Origin of the sequence: Clostridium sp. (assembly GCF_040797585.1) — a bacterium.
Lineage (GTDB): Bacteria > Bacillota > Clostridia > Clostridiales > Clostridiaceae > Clostridium_Z.
Window position 1 is genome coordinate 1 of record NZ_JBFNEO010000013.1, and the last position, 25,652, is coordinate 25,652.

General features: G+C 29.5%; 23 protein-coding genes and 1 tRNA gene. 20 read left to right on the top strand and 4 right to left on the bottom strand.

The window, feature by feature from the left end; genetic code table 11:
- Window positions 1-82 precede the first annotated feature (82 nt).
- The 10 genes from pnpS to spoIVA all read left to right on the top strand — a co-directional run bounded on the left by pnpS (window position 83) and on the right by spoIVA (window position 11,615).
- Window positions 83-1,279: a two-component system histidine kinase PnpS gene (gene pnpS / locus AB2369_RS01695; RefSeq protein WP_367664740.1), complete on the top strand. Its 1,197-nt coding sequence runs from the start codon at window positions 83-85 to the stop codon at window positions 1,277-1,279.
- A gap of 172 nt (window positions 1,280-1,451) precedes the next feature.
- On the top strand, window positions 1,452-2,321 hold the full coding sequence (locus AB2369_RS01700) for a phosphate ABC transporter substrate-binding protein (protein ID WP_367664741.1): 870 nt from the start codon (window positions 1,452-1,454) through the stop codon (window positions 2,319-2,321).
- Window positions 2,322-2,380: 59 nt separating this feature from the next.
- On the top strand, window positions 2,381-3,262 hold the full coding sequence (gene pstC / locus AB2369_RS01705) for a phosphate ABC transporter permease subunit PstC (protein WP_367664742.1): 882 nt from the start codon (window positions 2,381-2,383) through the stop codon (window positions 3,260-3,262).
- The gene (pstA, locus tag AB2369_RS01710) at window positions 3,262-4,146 is read left to right on the top strand and encodes a phosphate ABC transporter permease PstA (RefSeq protein WP_367664743.1); all 885 of its coding nucleotides are present in this window, start codon (window positions 3,262-3,264) and stop codon (window positions 4,144-4,146) included. Before pstC ends, pstA begins: the two co-directional genes overlap by 1 nt.
- Before the next feature lie 11 nt (window positions 4,147-4,157).
- Window positions 4,158-4,910: a phosphate ABC transporter ATP-binding protein PstB gene (gene pstB / locus AB2369_RS01715; RefSeq protein WP_367664744.1), complete on the top strand. Its 753-nt coding sequence runs from the start codon at window positions 4,158-4,160 to the stop codon at window positions 4,908-4,910.
- A gap of 238 nt (window positions 4,911-5,148) precedes the next feature.
- Window positions 5,149-5,805: a phosphate signaling complex protein PhoU gene (gene phoU / locus AB2369_RS01720; protein ID WP_367664745.1), complete on the top strand. Its 657-nt coding sequence runs from the start codon at window positions 5,149-5,151 to the stop codon at window positions 5,803-5,805.
- A 214-nt stretch (window positions 5,806-6,019) separates the two neighbouring features.
- Window positions 6,020-7,321, top strand: a complete 1,302-nt coding sequence (locus AB2369_RS01725; RefSeq protein ID WP_367664746.1) for a DUF512 domain-containing protein — start codon at window positions 6,020-6,022, stop codon at window positions 7,319-7,321.
- A 17-nt stretch (window positions 7,322-7,338) separates the two neighbouring features.
- Window positions 7,339-8,655 (top strand): ribosome biogenesis GTPase Der, encoded by a 1,317-nt coding sequence (gene der / locus AB2369_RS01730; RefSeq protein WP_367664747.1) that lies wholly within the window; start codon window positions 7,339-7,341, stop codon window positions 8,653-8,655.
- 3 nt (window positions 8,656-8,658) lie between these two features.
- A complete protein-coding gene (locus tag AB2369_RS01735) occupies window positions 8,659-9,654 on the top strand; it encodes an NAD(P)H-dependent glycerol-3-phosphate dehydrogenase (protein WP_367664748.1) in 996 nt (331 codons plus the stop codon).
- Between the two features lie 494 nt (window positions 9,655-10,148).
- Window positions 10,149-11,615, top strand: a complete 1,467-nt coding sequence (spoIVA, locus tag AB2369_RS01740; protein WP_367664749.1) for a stage IV sporulation protein A — start codon at window positions 10,149-10,151, stop codon at window positions 11,613-11,615.
- Window positions 11,616-11,758: 143 nt separating this feature from the next.
- Here spoIVA and AB2369_RS01745 read toward each other — a convergent pair whose 3' ends face one another.
- Entirely contained in the window at window positions 11,759-12,511 is a 753-nt protein-coding gene (locus AB2369_RS01745) for a class I SAM-dependent methyltransferase (RefSeq protein ID WP_367664750.1), read from the bottom strand.
- A gap of 112 nt (window positions 12,512-12,623) precedes the next feature.
- On the opposite strand from AB2369_RS01745, the gene AB2369_RS01750 reads away from it, so the two are divergent.
- Window positions 12,624-12,699 (top strand) — tRNA-Pro (locus AB2369_RS01750).
- A gap of 448 nt (window positions 12,700-13,147) precedes the next feature.
- Entirely contained in the window at window positions 13,148-13,288 is a 141-nt protein-coding gene (locus tag AB2369_RS01755) for a hypothetical protein (protein ID WP_367664751.1), read from the top strand.
- Window positions 13,289-13,691: 403 nt separating this feature from the next.
- On the opposite strand, the gene AB2369_RS01760 is transcribed toward AB2369_RS01755, so the two are convergent.
- Together AB2369_RS01760 and AB2369_RS01765 are read right to left on the bottom strand one after the other, a co-directional pair.
- On the bottom strand, window positions 13,692-14,276 hold the full coding sequence (locus tag AB2369_RS01760) for an ATP-dependent Clp protease proteolytic subunit (RefSeq protein ID WP_367664752.1): 585 nt from the start codon (window positions 14,274-14,276) through the stop codon (window positions 13,692-13,694).
- 297 nt (window positions 14,277-14,573) lie between these two features.
- Window positions 14,574-15,017 (bottom strand): hypothetical protein, encoded by a 444-nt coding sequence (locus AB2369_RS01765; RefSeq protein ID WP_367664753.1) that lies wholly within the window; start codon window positions 15,015-15,017, stop codon window positions 14,574-14,576.
- A 253-nt stretch (window positions 15,018-15,270) separates the two neighbouring features.
- Here AB2369_RS01765 and AB2369_RS01770 point away from each other — a divergent pair, with 253 nt between their 5' ends.
- The 5 genes from AB2369_RS01770 (at window position 15,271) to AB2369_RS01790 (ending at window position 20,323) form a co-directional block, all read left to right on the top strand.
- Window positions 15,271-15,861 (top strand): GNAT family N-acetyltransferase, encoded by a 591-nt coding sequence (locus AB2369_RS01770; protein WP_367664754.1) that lies wholly within the window; start codon window positions 15,271-15,273, stop codon window positions 15,859-15,861.
- Between the two features lie 166 nt (window positions 15,862-16,027).
- Complete coding sequence (locus AB2369_RS01775; protein ID WP_367664755.1) at window positions 16,028-17,017, top strand: aromatic acid exporter family protein; 990 nt, start codon at window positions 16,028-16,030, stop codon at window positions 17,015-17,017.
- 413 nt (window positions 17,018-17,430) lie between these two features.
- Window positions 17,431-17,892, top strand: a complete 462-nt coding sequence (locus AB2369_RS01780) for a methylated-DNA--[protein]-cysteine S-methyltransferase (RefSeq protein ID WP_367664756.1) — start codon at window positions 17,431-17,433, stop codon at window positions 17,890-17,892.
- Window positions 17,893-18,006: 114 nt separating this feature from the next.
- Window positions 18,007-18,867: a DegV family protein gene (locus AB2369_RS01785; RefSeq protein WP_367664757.1), complete on the top strand. Its 861-nt coding sequence runs from the start codon at window positions 18,007-18,009 to the stop codon at window positions 18,865-18,867.
- A 307-nt stretch (window positions 18,868-19,174) separates the two neighbouring features.
- The gene (locus tag AB2369_RS01790; protein ID WP_367664758.1) at window positions 19,175-20,323 is read left to right on the top strand and encodes a hypothetical protein; all 1,149 of its coding nucleotides are present in this window, start codon (window positions 19,175-19,177) and stop codon (window positions 20,321-20,323) included.
- 78 nt (window positions 20,324-20,401) lie between these two features.
- On the opposite strand, the gene AB2369_RS01795 is transcribed toward AB2369_RS01790, so the two are convergent.
- The gene (locus AB2369_RS01795) at window positions 20,402-20,896 is read right to left on the bottom strand and encodes a hypothetical protein (protein ID WP_367664759.1); all 495 of its coding nucleotides are present in this window, start codon (window positions 20,894-20,896) and stop codon (window positions 20,402-20,404) included.
- Between the two features lie 343 nt (window positions 20,897-21,239).
- On the opposite strand from AB2369_RS01795, the gene AB2369_RS01800 reads away from it, so the two are divergent.
- The 3 genes from AB2369_RS01800 to AB2369_RS01810 form a co-directional block, all read left to right on the top strand.
- Entirely contained in the window at window positions 21,240-22,619 is a 1,380-nt protein-coding gene (locus tag AB2369_RS01800) for an MATE family efflux transporter (RefSeq protein ID WP_367664760.1), read from the top strand.
- A 205-nt stretch (window positions 22,620-22,824) separates the two neighbouring features.
- Complete coding sequence (locus AB2369_RS01805; RefSeq protein ID WP_367664761.1) at window positions 22,825-23,433, top strand: hypothetical protein; 609 nt, start codon at window positions 22,825-22,827, stop codon at window positions 23,431-23,433.
- A 260-nt stretch (window positions 23,434-23,693) separates the two neighbouring features.
- The coding region (locus tag AB2369_RS01810) for an ATP-dependent DNA helicase (protein ID WP_367664762.1) at window positions 23,694-25,652 on the top strand (1,959 nt) is incomplete at its 3' end.

Consider the following 25,652-nt stretch of genomic DNA (forward strand, 5'->3'; position numbering starts at 1 on the left):
AATCACATTAAAAATAATTATAAATTAGTATTATATAAAATATTATATTATAGTTTTAGCAGTGGTAATAGCTATTACTGTTATGTTATCTGTAAAGTTATCTCAAATAATTATGGAGCCTATAAATGAACTAGAGTTTGTAACTTCAAGGATTACTAAAGGAGATTTTAATAGAAGAGTAAATGCCTTTTATGCCGATGAAGTAGGAGATTTAGCAAGAACCTTTAATAATATGGCAGATAAGCTTCAAGATACCATTGAAGAAGTTACAGTTAAGCAGAATAGATTAGAAGCTATATTAAAAAGCATGGATAGTGGAGTAATAGCTATAGATAGAAATTCTAAAATAATAATGATGAATCCCTATGCTAAGAAGATATTTGATATACATAAAGATATTATTGGAGAAAATCTTATGGATCATATTAGGGATTTTGAGTTTGAGGCTGTGTTCAATGATACTAGTGAGGGATATAAGGAATTAAAAATATACTGGCCAGAGGAGAAGGATCTTAGAATAAAAACTGCAGACATTATAAATCATAGAGAACTTATAGGTACTGTGGCTGTGGTACAGGATGTTACAGATATTAAAAGACTTGAGAATATGAGATCTGAATTTGTGGCTAATGTATCCCATGAATTAAAAACTCCTTTAACATCTATAAAAGGCTTTGCTGAAACATTAAAATATGTGGATGATGAAGAAACTAAGGAAAGGTTCCTTGGAATAATAAATGATGAGGCGGAAAGACTTACAAGACTAATTGAAGATATACTTGTATTGTCTAATATAGAGCAAAATAGAGAGAATGTTATAGAAAACATAGATGTAGATGAGACATTAAAGGACATATACTATCTAATAAAAAATACTGCAGATAAAAAGAGTATAGAATTGATTTTTGATTTACACAGTAATATTAACCTGAATGGAAATAGAGATAAATTTAAACAAATGATGATAAATGTGATAGATAATGGAATAAAATACTCCGAAGAAGGGGGATGTGTAAGGGTCATTTCTAAGGTTGTAGAAAATAATTGTATTATAACTATAAAAGATAATGGAGTAGGAATAGATAAGGAACATATACCAAGACTCTTTGAAAGATTTTATAGGGTAGATAAGGCTAGATCTAGAGCTAAGGGAGGAACAGGACTTGGTCTTGCTATTGTAAAGCATATAATAAAGAGCTTTAATGGAAGTATTAATGTAAATAGTGAATTAGGTAATGGAACAGAGTTTATAATAACTTTGCCCTTAAGAGATATTTAAAGTTTTTAAGTAAAAGCAACATATTTATATGTTGCTTTTTACATTTTAAAGAGTTTAATTGGGAAACATAATGTTAAATTTATTTAACTTTACTATAATACTGCTTTAACTTTAAAAGTACATAATGTAATTACAAAGTTTATTTAAGATAAATTTAGGAGGAATGCAAATTATGAGAAAAAAGTTCTTAAAGTTTAGTATAGTGGCCTTAACTCTAACACTAGGATTAACAGCTTGTGGTAATAAAGGAGAAACAGATGGAACTCAATCTTATTCAGGAAGTGTATTAGCAATAGGTTCTACTGCTCTTCAACCATTAGTTGAAAAATCAGTAGCAGGGTTTAATAATAAATATCCGGATGTAACTGTAAATGTTCAAGGTGGGGGAAGTGGAATTGGAATAAACCAAGTTGCACAAGGAAGTGCACAAATAGGAAATTCTGATGTACCAGCTAGTGATAAAATAGAAGATAAGAGTATTTTAGATCAGTTAAAGGAAGAGAAGGTTGCGGGAATAGGATTTGCTTTAGTTGTAAATGATGATGTTAATATAGATAATTTAACAACAGAGGAGATACAAAAGATTTTTACAGGAGAGATAACTAACTGGAAGGATCTTAAAGGAAATGATTCAAATATAACAGTAGTTAATAGAAGTAAGTCCTCAGGAACAAGATCTACCTTTAAAAATACTTTATTAAAGGATAAGGAAGAAAAAGAAGGCCTTGGAATGACACAAGATTCTACAGGAGCAGCATTAAAAACAGTAAGAGAAACTAGTGGGTCTATAACATATGTAGCTTTATCTAACTTAATGACTGAGAAAGATAGAGAAGGAATAAAAATCTTAAAGATAGATGGGGTAGAAGCTAATAAGGAAAATATAGTTTCTAAAAAATATCCATTCTGGTCTTATGAATACATGATAACAAAGGGTGAACCAAAGGACGAAGTAAAAGCATTAATAGATTTTATAAAGAGTGATGAAAATAAGGAAACAGTTGAAAAGCTTGGATATATACCAATGAGTGATTTCAAATAATAAATTAGGCTAGATTCTGTCTAGCCTAATTAAATTAAGGTAAGAAGAGGTTGTGAGGTATGAAAAGTAAGAGATTCATGAAGTTTAGAAATGAATATTTAGGAAGAACATATGCAACTATTTGTGGAGTATTAATAGTGGTGCTTACCTTGTCTATAATGGGATTTGTGTTCTCAAAGGGGATGGCAACTTTTAAAACAACTACTATAAGTGAATTTTTATTCTCCCCAAAATGGGTTACAGAAGGAGATACAAGTTTTGGATCTCTTATATTTTTAGTAGGATCTACTTTAGTATCTTTTGGGGCCATAATAATAGCAGCTCCTATAGCTGTAGCTTTAGCAATATTTATGAATTTAATTTCTAAAAGTATAGGAAGTAAAGTTCTACAGCCTGCTCTAGAGCTTTTTGTAGGAATACCTTCTGTTGTTTATGGATGGATTGGTATATCTTTTTTAGTACCTTTAATCAAAAAAGGATTTGGAGGAACAGGATTCTCTGTACTTGCAGCAATAATTGTATTAAGTGTTATGATACTTCCTACCATAGCAAGTATTGCATCTGATGCCATAAAAACAGTACCTAGAGAATATATTGAAGCATCCTATGGACTTGGAGCTACTAGATGGCAAACTATATCAAGAGTTGTAGTACCATCAGCTAGAAAGGGAATACTTACTGGAATAGTTCTTGGAGTAGCAAGAGCCTTCGGAGAAGCTTTAGCAGTACAGATGGTTATAGGAAACTCTCTAAGGTTCCCTAATGGAATATTAGATTCCACCACTACTTTAACGGGTATTTTAACCATGGATATGGCTAATACAATAAATGGAACACCATGGAATGATGCTCTTTGGTCCTTAGCATCCTTGCTACTTGTTGTATCATTCATATTTATATTAGTAATAAGAGCAATAGGAAGACGAGGTGAAGCTAAATAATGAATGCTAAGGTTATAGATAAAATTTGGACTTTTATATTATATTTACTATCTGCCTTTGTGGTGTTTGTACTGGCTGTATTAATATCAATAATACTCATAAAAGGCGTTGGATTCTTAGATCCTGACTTCCTATTTGGAAATCCGAAGCATGGAGAAGCTGGAGGAGGAATAGGACCCCAATTATTTAACTCCTTTTATCTTCTTGTGATTTCTTTAGCTATTACTATTCCTTTAGGACTTGGTGCAGGTATATATTTAAGTGAGTATGCAAAGGAAGGAACATTCTTAAATATAATAAGACTTTGTATTGAAACTATGGCATCTCTTCCATCAATAGTTGTAGGATTATTTGGATTATTGGTCTTTGTTAATTTAGCACAATGGGGATTTACCTTATTTGGAGGAGCTTTAGCACTAACCATATTAAACTTGCCATCCCTTACAAGGGTATGTGAAAATGCAATAAGTGATGTGTCAAGAAAGTTTAGTGAAGCAAGCCTAGGTCTTGGAGCTACGAAATGGCAAACTATAAAGAATGTATTAATTCCAGCTTCTATGCCTCAAATTCTTACAGGAGTAATCCTGGCTGCAGGAAGAATATTTGGAGAAGCTGCAGCACTTTTATATACAGCAGGAATGACCACTCCAAATCTTAAACTTGGAACATCTCTTGCAAGTAAAGCTAATCCTTTTAATATATTTAGACCAGCAGAGACTTTATCCGTACACATTTGGAAGTTAAATTCAGAAGCAAGTCTTCCAGATGCAGCAGCTATAGCTAATAAGTCAGCTGCAGTATTAATACTTATGGTACTTATATTTAATATATTAGCTAGAGTACTTGGAAAGAGAATACATGAAAGATATACAGGTTCAAAATAGGAGGAAACAATATGAGTATAATAGAGGCAAAGGATATTAACCTATATTATGGAAAGGTTCATGCCCTTAAAGGTATAAATATAGAAATAGATGAGAATAAGGTTACAGCATTAATAGGTCCTTCAGGATGTGGTAAATCCACATTCTTAAGAACAATAAATAGAATGAATGATCTTATAGAAAATGTTACAGTAAATGGTGAAGTTATATATGAAGGAAAAAACATCTACCATAAAGAATATGATGTAATAGAGCTTAGAAAAAAAATAGGTATGGTGTTTCAAAAACCTAATCCATTTCAAATGTCTATATATGATAATATAGCTTATGGACCTAGGATACATGGGATTAAGGATAAAAATACTCTAGATGAAATAGTAGAAAGAAGCTTAAAAGGATCAGTGCTTTGGGATGAGGTTAAGGATAAACTTAAAAAGAATGCTTATGGATTATCAGGGGGACAACAGCAGAGATTATGTATAGCAAGAACCCTTGCTGTAGAGCCAGAGGTGCTTCTTATGGATGAACCTACTTCTGCCCTTGACCCTATATCTACATTAAAAGTAGAGGAACTTATGGATTCATTAAAGAAGGAATATACTGTAGTTATAGTTACTCATAATATGCAACAGGCAGGAAGAATTGCAGATAATACAGTATTCTTTTTAAATGGAGAAATTGTAGAAAAGGGAAAAACAGATGATATTTTCTACAGACCAAGGGATAAGAGAACAGAGGATTATATAACCGGAAGATTCGGTTAAGTCATAGAGTAAGATAATATTTATTATCATATTTAGCTATGTATATAGTATTTTTAACAGAAAATTTTTTTATACATGAATTAAAATTTATAAGTTTTAATGGTTTAAGTACAAATATAAGTTAAAGTTTATTTTAGAGTCTTATAGAACTTTGAAAATAATAGTATTTTAATATATTCTATAAGAGTATTAATTATTTTCTATTATATGCCTAATGTATAATAAGTGAGGTGCTGTTATGACAAGAACATCTTTTGATTTAGAACTTAGAAATCTTCACAATGATTTACTTAGAATGAGTAGTATTGTGGAAAAGCAAATATATAATTCCATTGAAGCCTTAAAAAACAAGGATGAGGCTTTAGCTGGTGAAATAATAAAAAATGATGATATAGTAGATAAGCTTCAAAAAGATATAGAAGATAAATGTATAAAGCTTATAGCGAGGGAGCAACCAGTTGCAAAGGACTTAAGAAATATATTTACAACTACAAAAATAGTCACAGACCTTGAAAGAATGGCAGACCACGCAGTAGATATTGCAAAGATTGTAAAAAGACTTAAGGATGAAGAGTATATTAAGGAGTTAGTAGACATTCCTAGAATAACAGAAATTATACAAAAGATGATAAAAAGAGCTATTGATGCTTATGTGGATGGCAATGTGGACCTTGCTTATGCTACCTGTAAAATGGATGATGAAATAGATGCTATATATAAAGAGATATTTAAAGAACTTATAGAGCTTATGATAAATGATAAAACAGTGATAAATCAAGCAGCTCAATTCTTATTTGTATGTAAGTTCTTAGAGAGAATAGCAGACCATGTTACTAACATATGTGAATGGACAATTTATTTAGTTACAGGAGAAACTGTAGATTTAAATGATTAAATTTTTTAAAACTAGGAGCTAGTCTTCTAGTTTTTTATTTTGAAATAGGGACATAATTAGAAAGAAAACCTAATTAATAGTTAATAAAATAACTATATCTAATCATCAGAAAAGCTTTAAATAGTAAGGCTTTAACAATAATTATTTATTGACTAGTTTATTTAATTAATGTATTATAACATAATGATAGTAACTAAAAATAGGAGTGAAACTTATGAACAAAAAAATCTCTAAAGTAATTAATGGAAGTATCGCAGAAGAACTAGGGATTGATGTAGGGGATAAGCTACTTAAAATAAATGAAACAGTAATTAAGGATATAATTGACTATAAATTTTTAATTGCAGACGAGTATTTAGAAGTAGAAGTTGAGAAGCAGGATGGGGAAGTTTGGATATATGAAATAGAAAAGGATTATGAAGAAGATCTTGGTCTTGAATTCGAAGAGGGGATCATGGATAGAGCAAAGAGCTGTACTAACAAATGTATATTTTGCTTTATAGACCAAAATCCAAAGGGTATGAGAGATACCATATATTTTAAAGATGATGATTCAAGATTATCTTTCCTTCAAGGAAACTTTGTTACCTTAACTAATATGAAGGATGAGGATATTGATAGAATTATAAAATATAAAATAAGTCCTATAAATATTTCCGTACATACAACAAATCCGGAATTAAGAGCAAAAATGCTTAACAATAGATTTGCAGGGGAAATTTATAATAGATTACAAAAACTTGCAGATGCGGGTATTGAGATGAATGCCCAAATAGTTTTATGCCCAGAAATAAATAATGGAGAAGAGTTATATAGAACTATAGATGATTTATATAAGCTTTATCCAAGAATTCAAAATGTGGCGGCGGTTCCAGTAGGTGTTACTCAATTCAGAGATGGATTATTTAAACTTACAACATATACTAAGGAAACTGCTAAAAAAGAAATAGAAGATTTAAAGGGAATACAAGATAAATTCATTGAAACCATAGGAAGTCCTTTTATAAGACTTGCTGATGAGTTCTATGTAATGGCTGGAATAGATGTACCGGATGAGAGTTTCTATGGAGGATATGAACAAATTGAAGATGGTATAGGGATGATAAGACTTCTTAGAGATACCATAGATAGGGATGCAAAACTTGTAGATAAAGATATAGAAAAGTCTATTACTTTTGTAACAGGTAGTTCTGCTTATCCAGAGATAGAAAGAATGGCAAATAAAATAATGGAAGTAAATCCAAAGCTGCAGCTTAAGGTGGAGCGAGTTTTAAATAAGTTCTATGGGGAAAGTATAACTGTAGCAGGTCTTTTAACTGCAGGGGATATAATTAATACCTTGAAGGATAAAGAGCTTGGAGAATATATGATAATACCAAGAAATATGCTAAGAGCTAATGATAAGGTATTTTTAGATGATGTTACAATAGAAGAGTTAGAAAAAGCTCTTAATGTAAAGGTTAGAGTGTGTCACTATACAGGAGAGGACATAATTGACATAATAAATAAGTGTTAATAAAGGAGGCGTAACAAATGGCAAAGCCAATAGTTGCAATGGTTGGAAGACCGAATGTGGGGAAATCTACTCTTTTTAATAAGATAGCTGGTAAAAGGGTATCTATAGTTGAGGATACTCCAGGAGTTACAAGAGATAGAGTATATGCAGAGGCAGAGTGGTTAAATCATAAGTTTACTATGATAGATACAGGGGGAATTGAGCCTGAGAATGGTAGTATTATAGTAAAGCAGATGAGAAGGCAAGCTCAAATAGCTATAGAAACAGCTGACGTTATAGTTTTTATAGTGGATGGAAAAGAAGGGCTAACTTCAGCAGACCATGAAGTATCTCAAATGCTTAGAAAGAGTAAAAAATCTGTAGTTTTAGTTGTAAATAAGGTAGATAATTTAAAGGACGAAAACAATGCCTATGAGTTCTATAATTTAGGTATTGGAGATCCTGTAACTATATCTGCAACTCAAGGTCTTGGACTTGGAGATATGCTTGATAAAGTTGTAGAGAACTTTAATTATGATGAAATAAATGATGAAGATGAGGAAAACATAAAGATAGCTTTAGTAGGAAAGCCTAATGTAGGAAAATCCTCCCTTATAAATAAGCTTCTTGGAGAAGAGAGAGCTATAGTTTCTAACATTCCAGGAACTACAAGAGATGCTATAGATAGTAATATAGAAAATGAATTAGGTAAGTTCACTTTAATTGATACAGCTGGTCTTAGAAGAAAAAGTAAGGTTAAAGAAGAGATTGAGAGATATAGTGTTATAAGAACCTTAGCAGCAGTAGAAAGAGCAGATGTATGTATTCTTATAATAGATGCACAAGAGGGTGTAACTGAGCAAGACGAAAAGATTATAGGATATGCCCATGAGCTTAATAAGGCAATAATGGTTATAGTGAATAAATGGGATTTAATAGAAAAGGATAATAAGACCCTTGATAATTACAAAAAAGATTTACAAAGTAATTTAAAGTTTATTTCTTATGCTCCATACCTATTTATTTCTGCATTAACAGGTCAAAGAACTCATAAGGTTCTTGAAATGGCAAAAGAGTGTTATGAGAGCTATAACAAGAGAATAGGAACAGGAATACTTAATGATGTTATAAGTAAGGCTGTACTTATGAAAGAACCTCCAATAGTAGGTCTTAAGAGATTAAAGATATACTATGTAACCCAGGTGGGAACAAAACCACCTACATTTATATTCTTTGTAAATGATTATAATGCATTACACTTCTCTTACCAAAGATATTTAGAAAACCAGCTTAGAAGCAGTTTTGAGTTTAAGGGAACTGGTATCAAAATGGAGTTTAGGGAAAGGAAGGAATAGTGTATGAGTAAGGTAGCTTTCTTAGGGGGAGGAAGTTTTGCAACAGCTCTTTCAAATTTACTAGGTGAAAAAGATAATTCCGTATATATATGGGCTAGAGATGAAAAAGTAGTCCAGGATATAAATATAAATAGAAGAAATTCTAAATATATGAAGGATATAGTATTAAATAATAATATTATAGCATCCACAGATATGAAAGAAGTACTAAAAGATGCTGATTATATAGTTTTTGCTACAGCTTCTCATGCCATTCGTAAAATATGCAGAATGGCTAAGGAGTGTATAGAGGATAAATCTATAATAATAAATGTGGCAAAAGGCATAGAAGAAGGTACAGCAAAACTTATGTCTGATATATTAGAGGAAGAACTACAGAATCCAGTAGTAGTATTATCAGGACCTAGTCATGCAGAAGAGGTGGCAGTTAAAATTCCAACTACTGTGGTATCTTCATCAAGACATATATGCCATGCAGAAGCAGTTCAAGAGCTTTTTATGGCTCCATATTTTAGAGTATATACTAATGACGATTTAGTAGGAGTTGAAATAGGAGGAGCGGTTAAGAACATAATAGCCTTGGCAGCAGGTGTTTGTGATGGTATAGGATATGGAGATAACGCAAAGGCCGCTCTTATGACAAGGGGTATAAGTGAGATAATTAGAATTGGAGAAAAACTAGGAGGAAAAAAGGAAACTTTCTTTGGACTAACTGGTATGGGAGATCTAATTGTTACATGTACCTCTATGCATAGTAGAAATAGAAGAGCAGGTATATTAATTGGTAGTGGTAGCACCATGGATGAAGCTATTAAAGAAGTAGGCATGGTAGTGGAAGGAATAAAGGCTTGCAAGGCTTTCTATATTTTAAAGGAAGACCTTAAGGTATCAATGCCTATAACTGATACTCTTTATAGGGTTTTATTTGAAAATAAAGATCCTAAAGAAGGAGTATTAGAGCTTATGCAAAGAAATAAAAAGAAAGAAGATTTTCAATAAGGAATTTATATGATGGCTAGGAGCTATAACACCCCATCCTCTTAAAAGGTGGGGGATAACAGCTCCTATGTCCTAGATTGACATATCTAACCTTCAGTTGGTAGAAAGAACACCATCTGAAGGAAGATTCGTTCTATCTGATGGACATAAAATGTAATACTTCATCCTCTTAAAAAGTAGGGGATAACAGTTGATACGCCCATAGATGAGTTCTATAATTAACATAAATACAATGCATCCATCCTATAGGAAATTCATATTCAGTATGATTTCCTATAGGATGGATGCATTTTTTAAATATTTTACTAAAAAGTGACACATATTCTTAAAAATAGAATATATTATATTGTTACTAAAAGGTACACATGGCTCTATGGAGAAAATATATGCCTTAAGAAAAGAATATTAATATATTTTAACTAGTGTTTTGTAATAAATGCCATGGAAAAATAATATATATATAATGTTAATATGTAATTTGGGGAGGGTTGGATTTGGAGAATTTCAACATATACAAAGATATAGCCGAAAGAACCCAAGGAGACATTTATGTAGGGGTAGTAGGACCTGTAAGAACAGGAAAATCTACCTTCATAAAAAGATTTATGGACATGATGGTAATACCAAAGATAGAGAATGGATATAAAAAGCAAAGAGCAAAGGATGAGCTTCCACAAAGCGGTTCAGGTAAGAGTATTCATACTACAGAGCCTAAATTTGTACCTAATGAGGCTATAGAAATAGGTCTTGAAGATGGAATAAAATTTAAGGTAAGAATGGTGGATTGTGTAGGATACATTATAAGGGGAGCATCAGGATATACTGATGGAGAAGAAGCAAAGATGGTAACTACTCCTTGGTATGATTATGAGATTCCCTTTGAAGAAGCTGCGGAAATAGGAACAAAAAAAGTTATAACAGATCACTCAACTATAGGTCTTGTTATAACAACTGATGGATCTATAACAGATATTAATAGAGAAGAATATGTGGAGGCTGAAGAAAGAGTAATTGACGAATTAAAAAATATTAATAAGCCTTTTATTATTGTACTTAACTCTGCTCAAATGTATTCTAAAGAAACCATGGATATTAAAAGAGAACTTGAAGAAAAGTATGATGTTCCAGTTCAAGTAATGGATGTACTTAACATGAATGAAGAAGATGTTATGAATCTTTTCCAAAGAGTATTAAAAGAATTCCCAATAAAAGAAATTAACATTGATCTACCAGAATGGATTGAAAAATTAGAGCCATCACACTGGCTAAAGGATAATTTCTTAGGATTAATAAGACAAATTGCTGATGGAGTTCATAAGGTGCGTGATATAAAGAGCATACTTAATAGTTTTAGGGAAGAGGATTTCTTAGGACATACAGATGTTGATGAGATGAATATGGGAGAAGGAACTGCTAGGGTTTCTATGGGACCAAAGTCAGGAATATTCTATCAAATATTAAGCGAAATATGTAACTGTTCCATAAGAGGAGAAAATGATCTTCTTTCAATAATACAAGATCTTCATGTGGCAAAAGTTGAGTATGATAAAATTTCTGAAGCTTTAATAGATGTTAAAAATACAGGTTATGGATTAGTTGCCCCTCAATTATCAGAAATGAAGTTTGAAAAGCCAGAAATTGTGGGAAATAGGATAAAATTAAAGGCAAGTGCTCCATCTCTTCACTTTATTAAGGCTGATATAGAAACAGAAATTCAACCTATAATAGGAAGTGAAAAAGATACAGATGAGTTTGTTAAGGGAGTTCTTGAACAATTTGAAAGTGATCCAAGTAAGGTTTGGCAAAGTAATATGTTTGGTAAGCCTTTAGAGCTTCTTGTGCAGGAAGGACTTCAAAGCAAACTTTATAGAATGCCAGAGGATGTACAAATTAAGATCCAAAGAACCCTTCAAAAGATAATAAATGAAGGTAATGGAGGACTAATTTGTATAATACTATAATATAGAATTCATAGAAGTATATTATAATATAGGATACATTAATCTTTAGTTATAATAACAATATATCTATAAAATAGATTTTAAAAAAGTCACTTTAAATCAGTGACTTTTTTATATTTATATGGAAAAAGTTTATATAAATATTAAACTTTTTTACATACATAGATCATACTATAACTATTTGAGTCTAATATGGTCTCCTTCCAATCACTATAAATCTCAATAATTTGAAATCCGCATAATGTTAGAAGGCGTTTCATTTCTTGAGGAAAGGTATATCTTAAATATATATTACTAGTAAGCTTTTCAGTAGTGCTATCTGGATTTTCAAATTCCCTAGTAGTTATATAGTGTTGAATTTGAGTTAAAGAATTGTAAGTACTAAAATAAGATACATCACATTGTCTACCATGGGAATCTAAAAAAGTTTTATAATATTCTTCAACAGGTGGCTGTAATAATTCTTCTACTGAAGGGAATCTAGTATCAAATATAAATATACCTTCTGATTTAAGAAGCTTATTTGTAGATTTAAGGAAGGCTTCTTGATCCTCATTGGTTAGAAAATGTTGAAAAGAATTTCCGGCCATAACAGCCATGGAAACTTTCTCATTCAAATGTAGATTTCTACAATCTTCATCAATCCATTGAATATTTAGATTAAGATTTTTAGATTTACTTATGGCATGTTCTAGCATGCCTTTATGTATATCAACTCCAATGGTATTAATACCTTTTTTAGCAAGGGGGATAGTTACTCTTCCAGTACCACAACATAAATCTAAGATTGTATCTTTAGAGTCACCATACCATTTTAAAATAAGATCAATCTCTTCTTCACATTGGTTTTCTATATCATATAACTGGGGATTTTCATATTCATCAAAGTTATACATGTTCTTATGCGCCTCCTTTGTTATGATAAATATATATTACCATAATTACGTATTATAGTAATATATTGAATAAATGTAGCATATAGTGTAAAATATATACAGTATTCATTGCCTGGGTATAGCGCAGGTGGTAGCGCGCTAGAATGGGGTTCTAGAAGTCACAGGTTCAAGTCCTGTTACCCAGACCAGTAATATCAATAGGTATATGAAAAAGCCTATTGATATTTTTAATTTGGCGGGGATTAGAGTTTAAAATGAAAATCACCGTTCATTCAGAAGATAATTCTAATAAAGAAATAAAAAATTAAGTGTAGATGGAATAGTTATAAAAAAATACATAGAAAGCTTTACAAGGTTATAATTAAATTTAAATTTTTTCTATTTAGAACAAGTATTGAAGACTATGAATAACATATTATTGTAATTATTTCTAAAATTAAGTCTTTTTATATCTCAAAAACAAAAAACATGTTAATATTATTAACGTATATTAACAAAAGGGGAGTACTAATGATGAATATAAATTAACAACCATAGAATAGTTTAAAAGAGAAATCAGGAAATAATTATTAGGATGCCGTTTTACTTTGCATAAAAAATTTAATATAGTTATTTTTAATTATAGGAGGTGACGAAATGGATGTGCTAAGCAATATATTAGACTCTATATTAAAGCTGACAAGTATAATGGTTGGAATACTAGCTATAATAAAACTTAGTCTAGAATATAAGAAAAGTAAATTAGAGATAAAGAAAAAAGAATTAGAACGTTTCTAAGTGTGAAAAAGAGTTATAGATATTTATAGGAGAAGGATGCAAAATTTCTTCATATAAAAAAATAGCACATCTAAGATGTAATGAAAAGAAAAATAGAAATTACTGAGTTAGTGGTAATATTTCTAACAATTATGTGGTTAAGTAGAGTGAGTTTTAGCCAATTAGGTATACTAGATATAATAGGAATACCAATAATGTTAATTGCTACAATTCTGATATTAATTAAATGGTTTAAAAAAATAAATCCTATGGATAAGGTAAAGTAAGCAATAACAAATGAAAATTGGAAAAAGAAAAAATGTAGGGAATCTACTAATTAAATAGGAAGATGAATAAATTAACAAGGAATTCATAGAAAAAGTAGTCTAGTGATTATTCATAGACTACTTTTTATTCTAATAAATTATAGATTATTTAATTCTTCATACTTTGAAATAACCTTATTTACTATTCCATAATCAACTGCTTCTGAGGCATTTAACCAATAGTTTCTATCCGTATCTTTTTCTATTTTTTCTAATGGCTGACCAGTAGATTCACTAATTATAGTATTAATTCTTTTACGTACTCTTAATATTTCTTTTGCTTCGATACCAATATCTGTAGCCTGACCATTAAATCCACCTAATGGCTGATGTATCATGTACCTAGTATTTGGCAGAGAGTAACGATTTTCTTTGTCAGCTGCAAGATAGATTGTTATACCAGCACTTGCAACCCAGCCGGTACCAATTACAATAACAGGAGGCTTAACAAATTTAATCATATCATGAATTGTGTCACCAGCTTCAACATGGCCACCCTGACTGTTTATAAATAACTTTATTGGTTCGTCACCCATCTCTTGTAGTATTAAAAGTTGAGTAGTTATCTTTTCTGCCAAAGCTTGATTTATCTCTCCAGAAATTATGATTGATCTAGAATTTAATAGTTTTTCTAACACTATACTAGAGTTTTCTTTATCTTTTTTTTGATCTTCATTGTTCATAATATCCTTCTCCTATCAATTAATATATTTGAATTTAATAATAACAATAGGGTTATTATTGACTATTCTTAATTTAACTAATTATAACATAATATACCTTGAAGTTGTTAATAGGAAGATGAAGTATGCTACACGCAAGTTTTCTAGAAGTAAATTTTACCTAGGGATAATATTAATATAGATATAGGTAAAACATATGTATTAGCTACATAATTTATAGAAATTTGAGCATAAAATTAAGAGGTATAAACCTCTTAATTTTATATCATGTATTCTATTAAATTAAAATAGAGCTAATTAAAAGAATAGCCACCACCATGGGAATGGGAAGAAAGGAGGACGGAAGAAAGGAGGACGGAAAAATGGTGGACGGCCAAATGGTGGACGACCAAATGGCGGACGTGGACGACGATGAGAACCTCCATGTTGTCTAAAACCGTCTGTACTCATAGGATCTTTTTCATTGCCCATATGTGCATTAGCTTCATAATTTGCCATCATTTGAGTGGCATCCATCATGTCATAGTCATACATCATTTGAGGGTTATCCATCATGTCGTAGTCATACATCATTTGAGAATTATCCATCATGTCATAGTCATACATCATTTGAGACATTCTTGGCATTGAATAGTCATACATATAAGGAGTAAAGTTTAGAACATCCTCATAGTAATTCTTTTCTTTTCTTGCTTCTTCAGGAATGTTAGTATTCTCTGGATTATTATTTTGATTATACATTTATATACCTCCAAGGATTTAACTATAATACTAAAATATGTAATAAATAGGAAAATGTGAGTTTAAATGTGAAAATTTTTTTAAAAAAATTTTTATTATAGATGAATAATTTTATATTACATAAATATATATATCAATTAAATAAGCATAATAAGGGAAGAGTGGATTTGAGGGTTATAAATTATAGATTTTATTAAACTTTAATGGTATTATATTCCACATGGGTTAAATGTAACATGAGTGGGGGATGAATATGAAAAGCGAAATTATTGAAAATATATTTAAGATTTATAACCAACATATATTTTTAAGAGATATGTGTATTGAAGATATTGAGGAGTATATACTTTGGAACACAAAGGAAATTCAGTGGCAAGATTGGGATGCTCCTTGGGAGGATGAAGAAGATATAGATATAGAAGAATTAAAAAATAGTTTATTTCAAAGATTAAATAGAGAATTGCCTATGGTTCGTAGAAGATTAGAAATATGTAATATAGATGGGATTCATATTGGATGGGTTTCATCATATTATATTGAAGGCGATAAATCAAAGCTTGCCATAGGAATTGATATTGCAAATAATAAATTTACAGGGAGAAAGTTAGGAGAATTTTCTTTATCACTTTTTATCTCCTATTTATTAAAAAGTGGTAGCATATTAGAAATATACACTGAAACATGGTCTGGAAATCATAGAATGATAAATCTTGCTAAAAAATGTGGCTTTGAAGTGGTAAAGCGAAAAATTAATTATAGAGAAGTGAGAGGAAAAAATTATGATGCTTTAACCTTTAAGCTTAATAAAAAATTATTCTGGGAAAGATATAAAAATTTAAAATAAAAGCCTACGAAAGTAGAGGAATGGCTAAATATTTAGAAAATATGTACAACTATTTATATTATCAATGGTACTATAGAAAAAAACAATGGAATATATTCCATAAAAGTTAGGTATTATAAAAACTTAAGGAGTATAATGGTTAGTGATACATATAGGAGGGGTAGATATGACATCATTAAGAACAGAAGTTAAAATTATGAAAATATCGTTAGGAGTGTTAGTATCATTGATATTAACAAGGTTATTAGGATTTGGTAATAGTAATGTTGCACCAATTGCAGTAGTTATAGTGATGACATTAACTCAAGCTGTACATGCTAGTAAGAATAATGTTAGAAGCTTAATTATTAGTAATATTTTTGGAATAACTATAGGACTTATTTCTACAGTGCTTATTGGAAATTATATTATAGCAACTACTGTAGCAGTCCTTGTAACGTTATTTGTATGTTATAGGTTGCCATGGGATATATCATTTATATCAGGGGGAGTAGCAACCATACTTGTAATATATTTTTCATCTTCAGAGCCAGCTTTTCAATATGGAAGAGAGAGGATTTTTCTTGTTATGTTAGGAGCTGTAGTTGGATATTTAGTGAATAATCTAGTTTTCCCACAGAGCTATGAGGATTCAATTGAAAGTAATTTAGTTAGGGGATCAGAAAAAATCTTTGGTATTTTGAATGAGTTCAGTGAAAACGATTATCAGCTGCGTATGACCAATGAAGATATATTTTATATCCAGAATTGTATTGCAGGCATAAATCATGGGATAAATATGTTAGAAAAAGATATGAATATGAAAATAAACTATACTAAGAAAAAAGATGACCTTATAAATAGCTATAGAGAGGTAGAGAAGCTTTTAGAACTAAGTTATAATTTTCTTTATAAATTATTCTATTTTAATGATAGCTTTAATAGTTTTACAGAAGAGGATAAGGTGGAATTTGCAAATCTTATAAAGGCTATGATAGAAAGTGAGAAAATGGTAATAAACTCGCTAAGAAATCCAGGGGATTATGAAAAAATAAATAAAATGGTAGGAGTAATTAATAAAGAGATTTATTCTTATGAACCTACAGTATTTAAGGGTGGATTAACAGAGTATTTTATTCAACTTGATACATATAATAAAAGTTTAAGTAAAGTTTAACGAGTATAATATAAAGAGTTATTGCTATAATATAAAGATTTAGTAATAACTCTTTATATTATTTTATCACTAGTTTGTCTATAGATTCTATTCCAGTATAGATTTTTAAGTAATACCTTAGTTTACACAGTATTTTAAATTATTATAAATGGACAATGAATTTAAAATACTGTGTAACTTTGTATTCAATAATTTATATAAAATTTCTTTTCTAATATAAAAAATATATATGTATAAGACAATGGATGGTGAAATTTTTTAATCATATATTAAAAATCTAAATTTTAAAAAAGAGAAATTACTTAAAAGTTATATTTTTATTATATAAATATGAATAATGTACAAAACTTTTAAAAAATAGTTATAATATGATTTATAGAAGTTATATATTCTAAAGAGGTGAGATAATACCAATGTACATAGATTATATGGAAGGGCCAGCAGGAACCTTGAAAATAATTGCAAATGAAGATTCAATAATAGGTATTGAATTTTTAAAGTCACATAAAAAAGAAGATCCTAGAGTAAATAAAATAATAGAAATAGCTAAGATTGAGTTAGAAGAATATTTTAAAGGCATAAGAAAAGAATTCACAGTACCAATAGAGGTCACCAGTGGAACGGAGTTTCAGAGAAAGGTTTGGAATGCTTTAAGAAATATACCCTATGGAGAAGTAGCAACTTATAAGGATATAGCAACTAGTATAGGAAATTCTAAAGCTTCTAGAGCAGTAGGTAATGCTAATAATAAAAATCCACTATCTATCATAATTCCATGTCATAGGATTATTGGAGCAAATGGTGCTTTAGTTGGATATGAAGGTGGATTACCTATAAAAAAATATCTATTGGATTTAGAAAGAGATAGTAAGTAATATATGTAACATAGAATTATAAAAGATAATAGAAAAAGACTTATATATTAAAGAAATTTTTAATATATAAGCTTTTTTCTATTTTACAAAATACATTAATTAGAGAGGTGTCATATGGCAGTAAAAATCTTAACAGATAGTACTAGTTATATACCTAAGGATATAGAAAAAGATCTTCATATTAGTATAGTTTCTTTAAAGGTAAATTTTAATCAGGATAGTTTTAATGAATTAGATATAAATAACCAGGATTTTTATAAGAAAATGGAAGACTACGGAATACCAAAATCTTCTCAGCCATCCTTAGACCAACTATATTTATCTATGGAGAGTATAGTTAAGGCTGGTGATGAACTTCTATGTATATTTTTGTCTTCAAAGATGAGTGGAACTTATTCAAGTGCCCATCTGGTAAGAGATATGATTTTAGAGAAATATAAAGAAGCAAGGATAGAAATATTAGATTCAAAGTCTAATTCTATGGAATTAGGATTTGCGGCAATAGTAGCAGCTAGAGAGGCAAAAAAAGGGGAAGGTTTATCTAGAGTTAAAGAAGTAGCAGAATCCATAATAAGTCGTAGTAGGTTCTTGTTTATACCTGACAATTTAGAGTATCTTAAAAAAGGTGGAAGAATAGGATCAGCCAGTGCTTTAGTTGGAGGACTTTTAAAAATAATACCTATACTTACAGTAGAAGATGGAGTTACAACGGTTCTTACTAAGATAAGAACTAAGAAGAAAGCCATAGAAGAAATGATTAAAAAGGCTCTTAAGGACGAAGAAGATTTTGGCATGGGAGAGATTGTAGTTCATCACATAAATGCTTTAGATGAGGCAAAAGAATTGGCATTTAAGCTTAAGGAAGTATTTAATATAGAAGCTCGAATTTGTGATATAGGACCAGTTATAGGTCTTCATGTAGGCCCTGGAGCTATTGGAATTGTATATTATACTAAAGAAGATATGAGAGCGTAAAGTTTTACATAACTTAAAAAAACTAAAGTAATATGAGTATTGCTTTAGTTTTTTTATTATATACAATTATAGCTGACTAATAACTTTTCTATAATAATTAAAATGAATATAGAAAAGTTATTAGTCTGAGTTTTTAAAATATAAAGTTAAATTTTAGAATATAATAACCTTAATAGGATAACTTAGATAAAACAAGGAACTAGATCATATGATTATATAATCTAACAATTGAACTTGTAAAATATAACTTTAAGAGTTGAATAATTATTATTAATAGAATATAATTATCTTATAAGGAGGGGATAATATGATACAATTAATATTACCAAATTTTTGGAGCGAACATGAAGAATTAAAAAATTATATAGATAATGCAGAGGAATTTAATAATAATGATGAGCTATTAAAGAAGGAAGCAGAAAAAGTTATAGAAAAACGTAAAGCTTTAGGTCTTCAAGGGTTAGTAGGAGATTTAGAGATTTTACTTATAAATACAGAATTAGATAATCAAGAAGGCGCTGTAGAAGAATATTTAAAGTTTACAGGTTATGATTTTAACGAAGGTTATGAAAACGATTATGAGAAAGTCTATGTTTTATCACAGAATAATTCACCAGATATATTAATAAAATCTAGGAAGCAAGGGGATAATCCTTATGTAAGAGAGGAATATCATCCAAAATCTCAAGGAATGATAAATACAAGAATAGAAGCATTTATATATTCTTGTAGTGATATAAAGAAGTATTATGAAATACAAAAAGGGTTAGGGGTTAGATTCTTAACTGATCATATAGTAGAGGAAGAGAATTACTATATGCTTCTTACAATACCTTCAAGTTTCACTAATACATCTTATGGAGTTATTCAGTGGAAAGATAATAAATCCACTTATGTATCAAAGGATTATAAAAAGCTAGAGATTTCGTTAAATAAACCTAAAGAAGAATATATAAATAACATCAAGGAAATGGATCATATAGCTACTAGAATTCAATCTAAGGACAGAGATGCAGCTATTCTAGAGTTTATGAAGCTTACAAATTATGATTTTAACTTTGCTATATATATTGAAAAAATGAACTCTATAACTAATGTATCAAGACTTCCTAAAGGAAAGGTAGCTATGGTATTTACAGCTGGAATAGAGCCTTTTAAATCTTTAGAGGAAGCGGGACCTACAGAAAAGTTTGTATACAACTATGGAGCAAGACCTCATCATATAGCTTACAATCTAGAGAATATAGAATATAGCTTTGAAAAGCTTAAGGAAAAAGGAATGGAATTTTTAATTGACTTAGTTGGAAATGAAGAAGAAGGTATAGTTCAAACCTTTAGCAGACCATCTAAAAATACCTTAATAGTAAATGAATATATTTATAGATATGGAGATTTTGATGGATTCTTTACTAAAGATAATGTGGCAGATTTAACAGCTTCTACTGATAAACAATAAATATAGATGATTAAAAGACATTATGACTAGATTATTAATTTAGTTATAATGTCTTTTTATCTTGAGAAAACTTTTTTTCTAATAACTATTTATTACTTTAATGATTTTTTTTAATATATTCTCAGAGGTAGATAATCCATTTAATGAATTTGTATATTTCTCATCTCCGTAAAGCATCTTAGAAGAATAGTCGTTACCTCCTTCAGCTCTTATAAGAAAAAATGATTTTTTAAAATTATACTGAACATTATTAATACTTAACGTAACTTCATCATCATAAATAAATTCGATACATTCCCAAGCACCTTTAGCCTGGTTATAATAATTGGTACTATCTTCATTATCAATAGTTATCTTGTTATTACCTTCAAATCTTAGATCTATAAGTTTTAAGATTTTATTAAATTTTAACTTATCATCAGTAAGGGTATAAACTATCTCACCATCTTTATATATATTTATTTTATCTGGTTTTGGAAAATCTGATTTATAGTTTAAAGTTATGCTGTAGTATATGACACTAATCATTAAACCTAACACAATAAGAATAACAAAAATTTTCTTGTGCTTCATCTATCCTACACCTCACAAAATTCTGACTTCATATTAAATGAAATATTACTAGATGATAAAATTTTTTTATTTTACCATAAGACCATTAAGGTTAAAACTTAAAATAAAAATAATAAAACTTTAATACATATTATACCATTAATAAAGCCTATTTGAGCCTAATTATTTTTACTTTTAATTTTAAAAAAATTTAGTTTTTTTATAGTAAAGTTATAAAAGATTATATAGAGACCATAACAGAATAATATCTGTTATGGTCTCTATATATAAATAATTTTAAATGTTTACAAATCATGGTACAATGAGCTAGTACAGTATTTAAGATAGGGGGCTTAGTGTTAGAATGGATGGACAATCAAAAAAGAAGTTTATACTTGAAGGGGATATGTATAAGGTCATTATTACCTTAGCTATACCTATTATGGTAAACAATTTAATACAGACCCTATATAATTTAGCAGATGGAGTTTGGGTTAGTAAGTTAGGGTCTACAGAATTTGCTGCCACATCTTTTGTATGGCCAGTGAACTTTCTTTTTATTTCTCTTGGAATAGGGATATCTATAGCAGGAACAGCTATTTTGTCTCAGTTCATAGGGGCAGGGGAATATAAAGAGGCCAACAAATATGCAAGTCAACTTATAGTACTATCCTTATGCTGTTCTTTAATATTTGCAGTGGTTGGATATTTAATAACTCCTCTTGCAGTAAGAGCTATGGGAGCCACAGGAGATCTTGCAAAGTATAGTATTACTTATTTAAGAATTACATTTTTAGATACACCTTTTGTCTTTTTATTTTTTAACTTTAACTCCTTAATGAATTCTCAAGGAAATACCCTTACTCCTACTATACTAAGTGGAATAAGTGCCATATTAAATGTAGTGTTAGATCCTATATTTATATTTACTTTTAATATGGGAATAGCAGGAGCTGCCATTGCAACTCTTTTATCCAAGGCGCTTTTAGGAGTGGTCATAGTATATTTAATAAAAAATTCTTCTACTATGATTAAACCAACTTTTAGAGGATTTAGATTTGATAAAAATATAGTAAAAGAAATACTTAAAGTTGCAATTCCTTCTTCAGTAGGACAATCAGGATCTGCTTTAGGATTCATAGTCCTCAATAGTTTTATTGCATCCTATGGTACTGCAACCATAGCAGCTTTCGGCATGGTAAATAGAATAACATCTCTCATAATGCAACCAGCTATGGGAGTTGGAGCAGCTTTAACTACAATAGTTGGACAAAACCTGGGATTCAATCAATTAGAAAGGGTTAAAGAGGGGTTTTTAAAAGCACTTAAATTTACTGTAGTATTTTCAGTTATAGGGTGTGTATTTCTTATATGGTATAATGAAGGGATTATAAACTTTTTCATGCAATCTAAGGATGATAAAGAGGTTATATCTCAAGGAATAACATATTTAAATTTTATAACTTTTTCTATGCCTCTTATGGGCGTATTTAGTGTACTTCAAGGAATATTCCAAGGGTCAGGACACACTAAATATTCTATGGCTATGGAAATAGGACGCCTTTGGTTTGTAAGATTACCTATGATACTTATATTTAAGTATTTTACTAGTATAGGAGAAGTTGGAATATGGTTTTCTATGAGCGTTAGCAATCTTATAGTATGTATTTATGGATTATGGATATATAAAAAGGGACATTGGAAAAATAAAGTCATAAAAGTTCCTAAAAAGGTTCTAATATAAAGCCATTTTCTTAAAGTAAGAATTAATATTAATAAATGGAGTTAATATAGTAAAGACACTATGAAAATTTTTAGGTTTCAATGAAATTTTCATAGTGTTAATTTTTAGTTTTAAATTATTGGTTAACTACATTAGATAAAAATAGAATGGAAAAAGCCTTAAAGGGTAAACTAAAAACAGCTAATTTATGAAAGGAGATACATAAATGAAAAATTTCAAAAAGATATTTATTCTTACATTAGTCCTAGCTATGATAACTTTGGGAGTTGTGGCATGTAATAAGCCTAAGGAATCCTCTGAAAAGGCAGAGGTTACAGTTAAAAACTTTTTTGAAAATGTAAAAAAAGAAAAATATGAAGAAGCTTTAAATGAAGTTCGTGATGAGGATAAGGAAAAGGCAAAAGAAAGCATGAATAGTATAAATACAGAGGATGCAAAGGAAATAGGAAGAGAACTTTATAAAAATTTAGATTATAAAATACTTTCAGAAGAAGTTACAGGGGACACTGCTAAAGTAAAAACAGAAGTAACCCTACCTAATACATTAGAAATAATCACAAGAGCAGTTAAAGATACCACTGGGGAAAATATTCAAAGCTTTATAGCTAATAAAGGAAATTTTAACAGCAGTAATTATACAACCATAAGAAATAATGTAATGGCAGAACTCAAAAAATCAGATGTAACTAGAAAGACTAAGAATTACGATTTAGATTTAGTTAAGGTTAATGGAAGGTGGAAGTTAGTTGGAAATGATGAGCTTATGAATGCTCTAAGCGGAGATTTATATAGATATAGAGGATTATATAAATAAACTAAAAAATCTAGGGAGGAAAGTAATCTTCTCTAGATTTTTTAAAATAATTTTTTATTTTTCTATACCATGGTAAAATACTATTTAGAAAGTTTAAACTCATATGTAAGCAATAGATTTATAAGAGTTTATATAGTATATAGTTAAAAATAACAGGAAATATTTTCCGTTGGGATAACTTAACTAGTATAGGAAGTTAAGTTAATATATAATAAACTCTTTAATTATATACTGAGGAATTTGATTTAAAAGAGGATAAGATGAAAAAGATAATTAGCGTTTTGGATAATATAGTATATTTTCATATAGATTTTATAGAGAATAATAATGGGGATAAGATTTTTCATATAGGAGGAATTAAAATTAAAAATGAGAAACCTTACTATTATGAAGAAAAGATTTTCTTTAAAGAGGAAAGTTTAAAAAATCCATGGGAAACATCAGAATACAATAAGGGTATTAGTAATAAAAGATGCCTTGAGGCTCTTAAGGAGTTTTTGGAAGATTTACCCCTGTTGTGCCATGGGGATGAACTCATGCTAAAGAGACTTAAAATTATAGGACAAGGCTCCTATATAAATAATAATATTTTAGATTCTAAGGAGCTTATAGCTTTATTAAATCCAACTCTAAAGAATTATAGTTTAGAAGGATTAAAAAGTCATATAGAAGCAAGAAGTCCCTTTCAAAGTAAGGTTATGGGGGACGTTTATTTAATATTAGAGTTAGTAAATAAGTTTTTAAGTGATTTTTGGATGGAGAATCCCTTAGTTATACCAAGAGAATTTGAAAATTTACGTACATGGCCCTGGTATTCCTATATTCACCCTAAAAATATAGCCATAGAGAGTAAAGAAATTTATAAGGAAGAAGAGGAATCTGAAAAAAACAGCAAAGTCAATTATAAGGAGTATGAAGGATTATTTAGGAATGAAAAGTTATGGAAGAAACATCACAGTAACTATACCATAAGAGAAAATCAAGTAAAGCTTAGTGGACACATTAAAGAGGGGATTTTAAAAAGGAATATAACCTTAGTGGAGGCTCCTACAGGTATAGGGAAGAGTATGGCATATGTTCTTCCATCATCTATATTTTGTAATTTAAATAAGGATAAAAAGGTATTTATATCTACAAATACTAAGGGACTTCAAAGACAGTTAGTTACTAAGGATATTCCTAATCTATTAAAAGTTCTAAATTTACCTAATATAAAATATGTACTTATAAAAGGAAAAAGTAATTATTTTTGTATAGATAGACTTAATTATTTAGATAAGGATTTCATTGAAGATAATCCCTTAGGATATGTTTATATTTATAGATATATAAATGATTATGGTCTTGGAGATATTGAAGAGGTGGATTCATATATAAGAGAAAAGTTTAACTTAAATAATCTTATTCCCCATTGTTTTTGCGATTCAGAGCTTTGTAATATAGAAGAGTGTCCCCATGACGAAAGGTGTTATTATGCAAAGAAGGTTAGAAGTCTTGAAGAAGGAAATATAGTAGTAATTAATCATTCCCTTCTTCTTAGGTGGCCCTATGAAAATTATGCAAAGATTGAGCATCTTATAATGGATGAAGCGCATAATCTTTCTGATGAGGCTTATAGTGCCTATGAAGAGGAAGTGAATACCTTAGATATTTATAAAACCCTAACGGATATATATAATAAAGAAAATAATAAGGGTTTTTTAATGTATTTAAGTCATAAGAGTCATGGAGTCTTTGATTTAAGTAAGGTTTATAATTATATAACTAGTATTATCTACAATATAGAATTAGTAAAGTCATCAATTATTAAATATGCTGAGGAAAAAAATATAAACAATGACTATGATTTAAATGAAATATTTAACTTAGATGATTATTTATTAAAAGGTGTAGTAGGAGAACTTAATGAATTAAGTAATAATATATATAACTTCTTAGAAGATATAAGTAAAGATCTTTCTAAGATAGAAAGTAAGGAAAATTTTAAGAATGATATTAGGGTAAAAATTCTTAAGGAGAAATGTAATTTTCTAAAGAACACAAGGGATAATATTGAAAAAATTATAAGAAACCAAGAAGAGGAATACTGTTATTCTCTTCAGCTTCACAAAGGGTATAAGTGGTGGAGTCTTAAAATAACTCCCCTAGAGATTGCAGGATTTTTTCATAAGAGAGTTTTAAGTGAAATTGAAAGTGGACTTTTCATATCAGCTACCCTC

Excerpts from the sequence above, each read along its gene's own strand:
- AB2369_RS01745 (WP_367664750.1), bottom strand. The coding sequence starts at position 12,511 with ATGTATAACTTTGATGAATATGAAAATCCCCAGTTATATGATATAGAA.
- AB2369_RS01700 (WP_367664741.1), top strand. The coding sequence starts at position 1,452 with ATGAGAAAAAAGTTCTTAAAGTTTAGTATAGTGGCCTTAACTCTAACA.
- AB2369_RS01770 (WP_367664754.1), top strand. The coding sequence starts at position 15,271 with ATGAAAAGCGAAATTATTGAAAATATATTTAAGATTTATAACCAACAT.
- pstB (WP_367664744.1), top strand. The coding sequence starts at position 4,158 with ATGAGTATAATAGAGGCAAAGGATATTAACCTATATTATGGAAAGGTT.
- AB2369_RS01765 (WP_367664753.1), bottom strand. The coding sequence starts at position 15,017 with ATGTATAATCAAAATAATAATCCAGAGAATACTAACATTCCTGAAGAA.
- AB2369_RS01805 (WP_367664761.1), top strand. The coding sequence starts at position 22,825 with ATGAAAAATTTCAAAAAGATATTTATTCTTACATTAGTCCTAGCTATG.
- der (WP_367664747.1), top strand. The coding sequence starts at position 7,339 with ATGGCAAAGCCAATAGTTGCAATGGTTGGAAGACCGAATGTGGGGAAA.
- AB2369_RS01800 (WP_367664760.1), top strand. The coding sequence starts at position 21,240 with ATGGATGGACAATCAAAAAAGAAGTTTATACTTGAAGGGGATATGTAT.
- pnpS (WP_367664740.1), top strand. The coding sequence starts at position 83 with ATGTTATCTGTAAAGTTATCTCAAATAATTATGGAGCCTATAAATGAA.
- AB2369_RS01775 (WP_367664755.1), top strand. The coding sequence starts at position 16,028 with ATGACATCATTAAGAACAGAAGTTAAAATTATGAAAATATCGTTAGGA.
- phoU (WP_367664745.1), top strand. The coding sequence starts at position 5,149 with ATGACAAGAACATCTTTTGATTTAGAACTTAGAAATCTTCACAATGAT.
- AB2369_RS01725 (WP_367664746.1), top strand. The coding sequence starts at position 6,020 with ATGAACAAAAAAATCTCTAAAGTAATTAATGGAAGTATCGCAGAAGAA.
- pstA (WP_367664743.1), top strand. The coding sequence starts at position 3,262 with ATGAATGCTAAGGTTATAGATAAAATTTGGACTTTTATATTATATTTA.
- AB2369_RS01760 (WP_367664752.1), bottom strand. The coding sequence starts at position 14,276 with ATGAACAATGAAGATCAAAAAAAAGATAAAGAAAACTCTAGTATAGTG.
- AB2369_RS01755 (WP_367664751.1), top strand. The coding sequence starts at position 13,148 with ATGGATGTGCTAAGCAATATATTAGACTCTATATTAAAGCTGACAAGT.
- AB2369_RS01735 (WP_367664748.1), top strand. The coding sequence starts at position 8,659 with ATGAGTAAGGTAGCTTTCTTAGGGGGAGGAAGTTTTGCAACAGCTCTT.
- AB2369_RS01785 (WP_367664757.1), top strand. The coding sequence starts at position 18,007 with ATGGCAGTAAAAATCTTAACAGATAGTACTAGTTATATACCTAAGGAT.
- AB2369_RS01790 (WP_367664758.1), top strand. The coding sequence starts at position 19,175 with ATGATACAATTAATATTACCAAATTTTTGGAGCGAACATGAAGAATTA.
- AB2369_RS01780 (WP_367664756.1), top strand. The coding sequence starts at position 17,431 with ATGTACATAGATTATATGGAAGGGCCAGCAGGAACCTTGAAAATAATT.
- pstC (WP_367664742.1), top strand. The coding sequence starts at position 2,381 with ATGAAAAGTAAGAGATTCATGAAGTTTAGAAATGAATATTTAGGAAGA.
- AB2369_RS01795 (WP_367664759.1), bottom strand. The coding sequence starts at position 20,896 with ATGAAGCACAAGAAAATTTTTGTTATTCTTATTGTGTTAGGTTTAATG.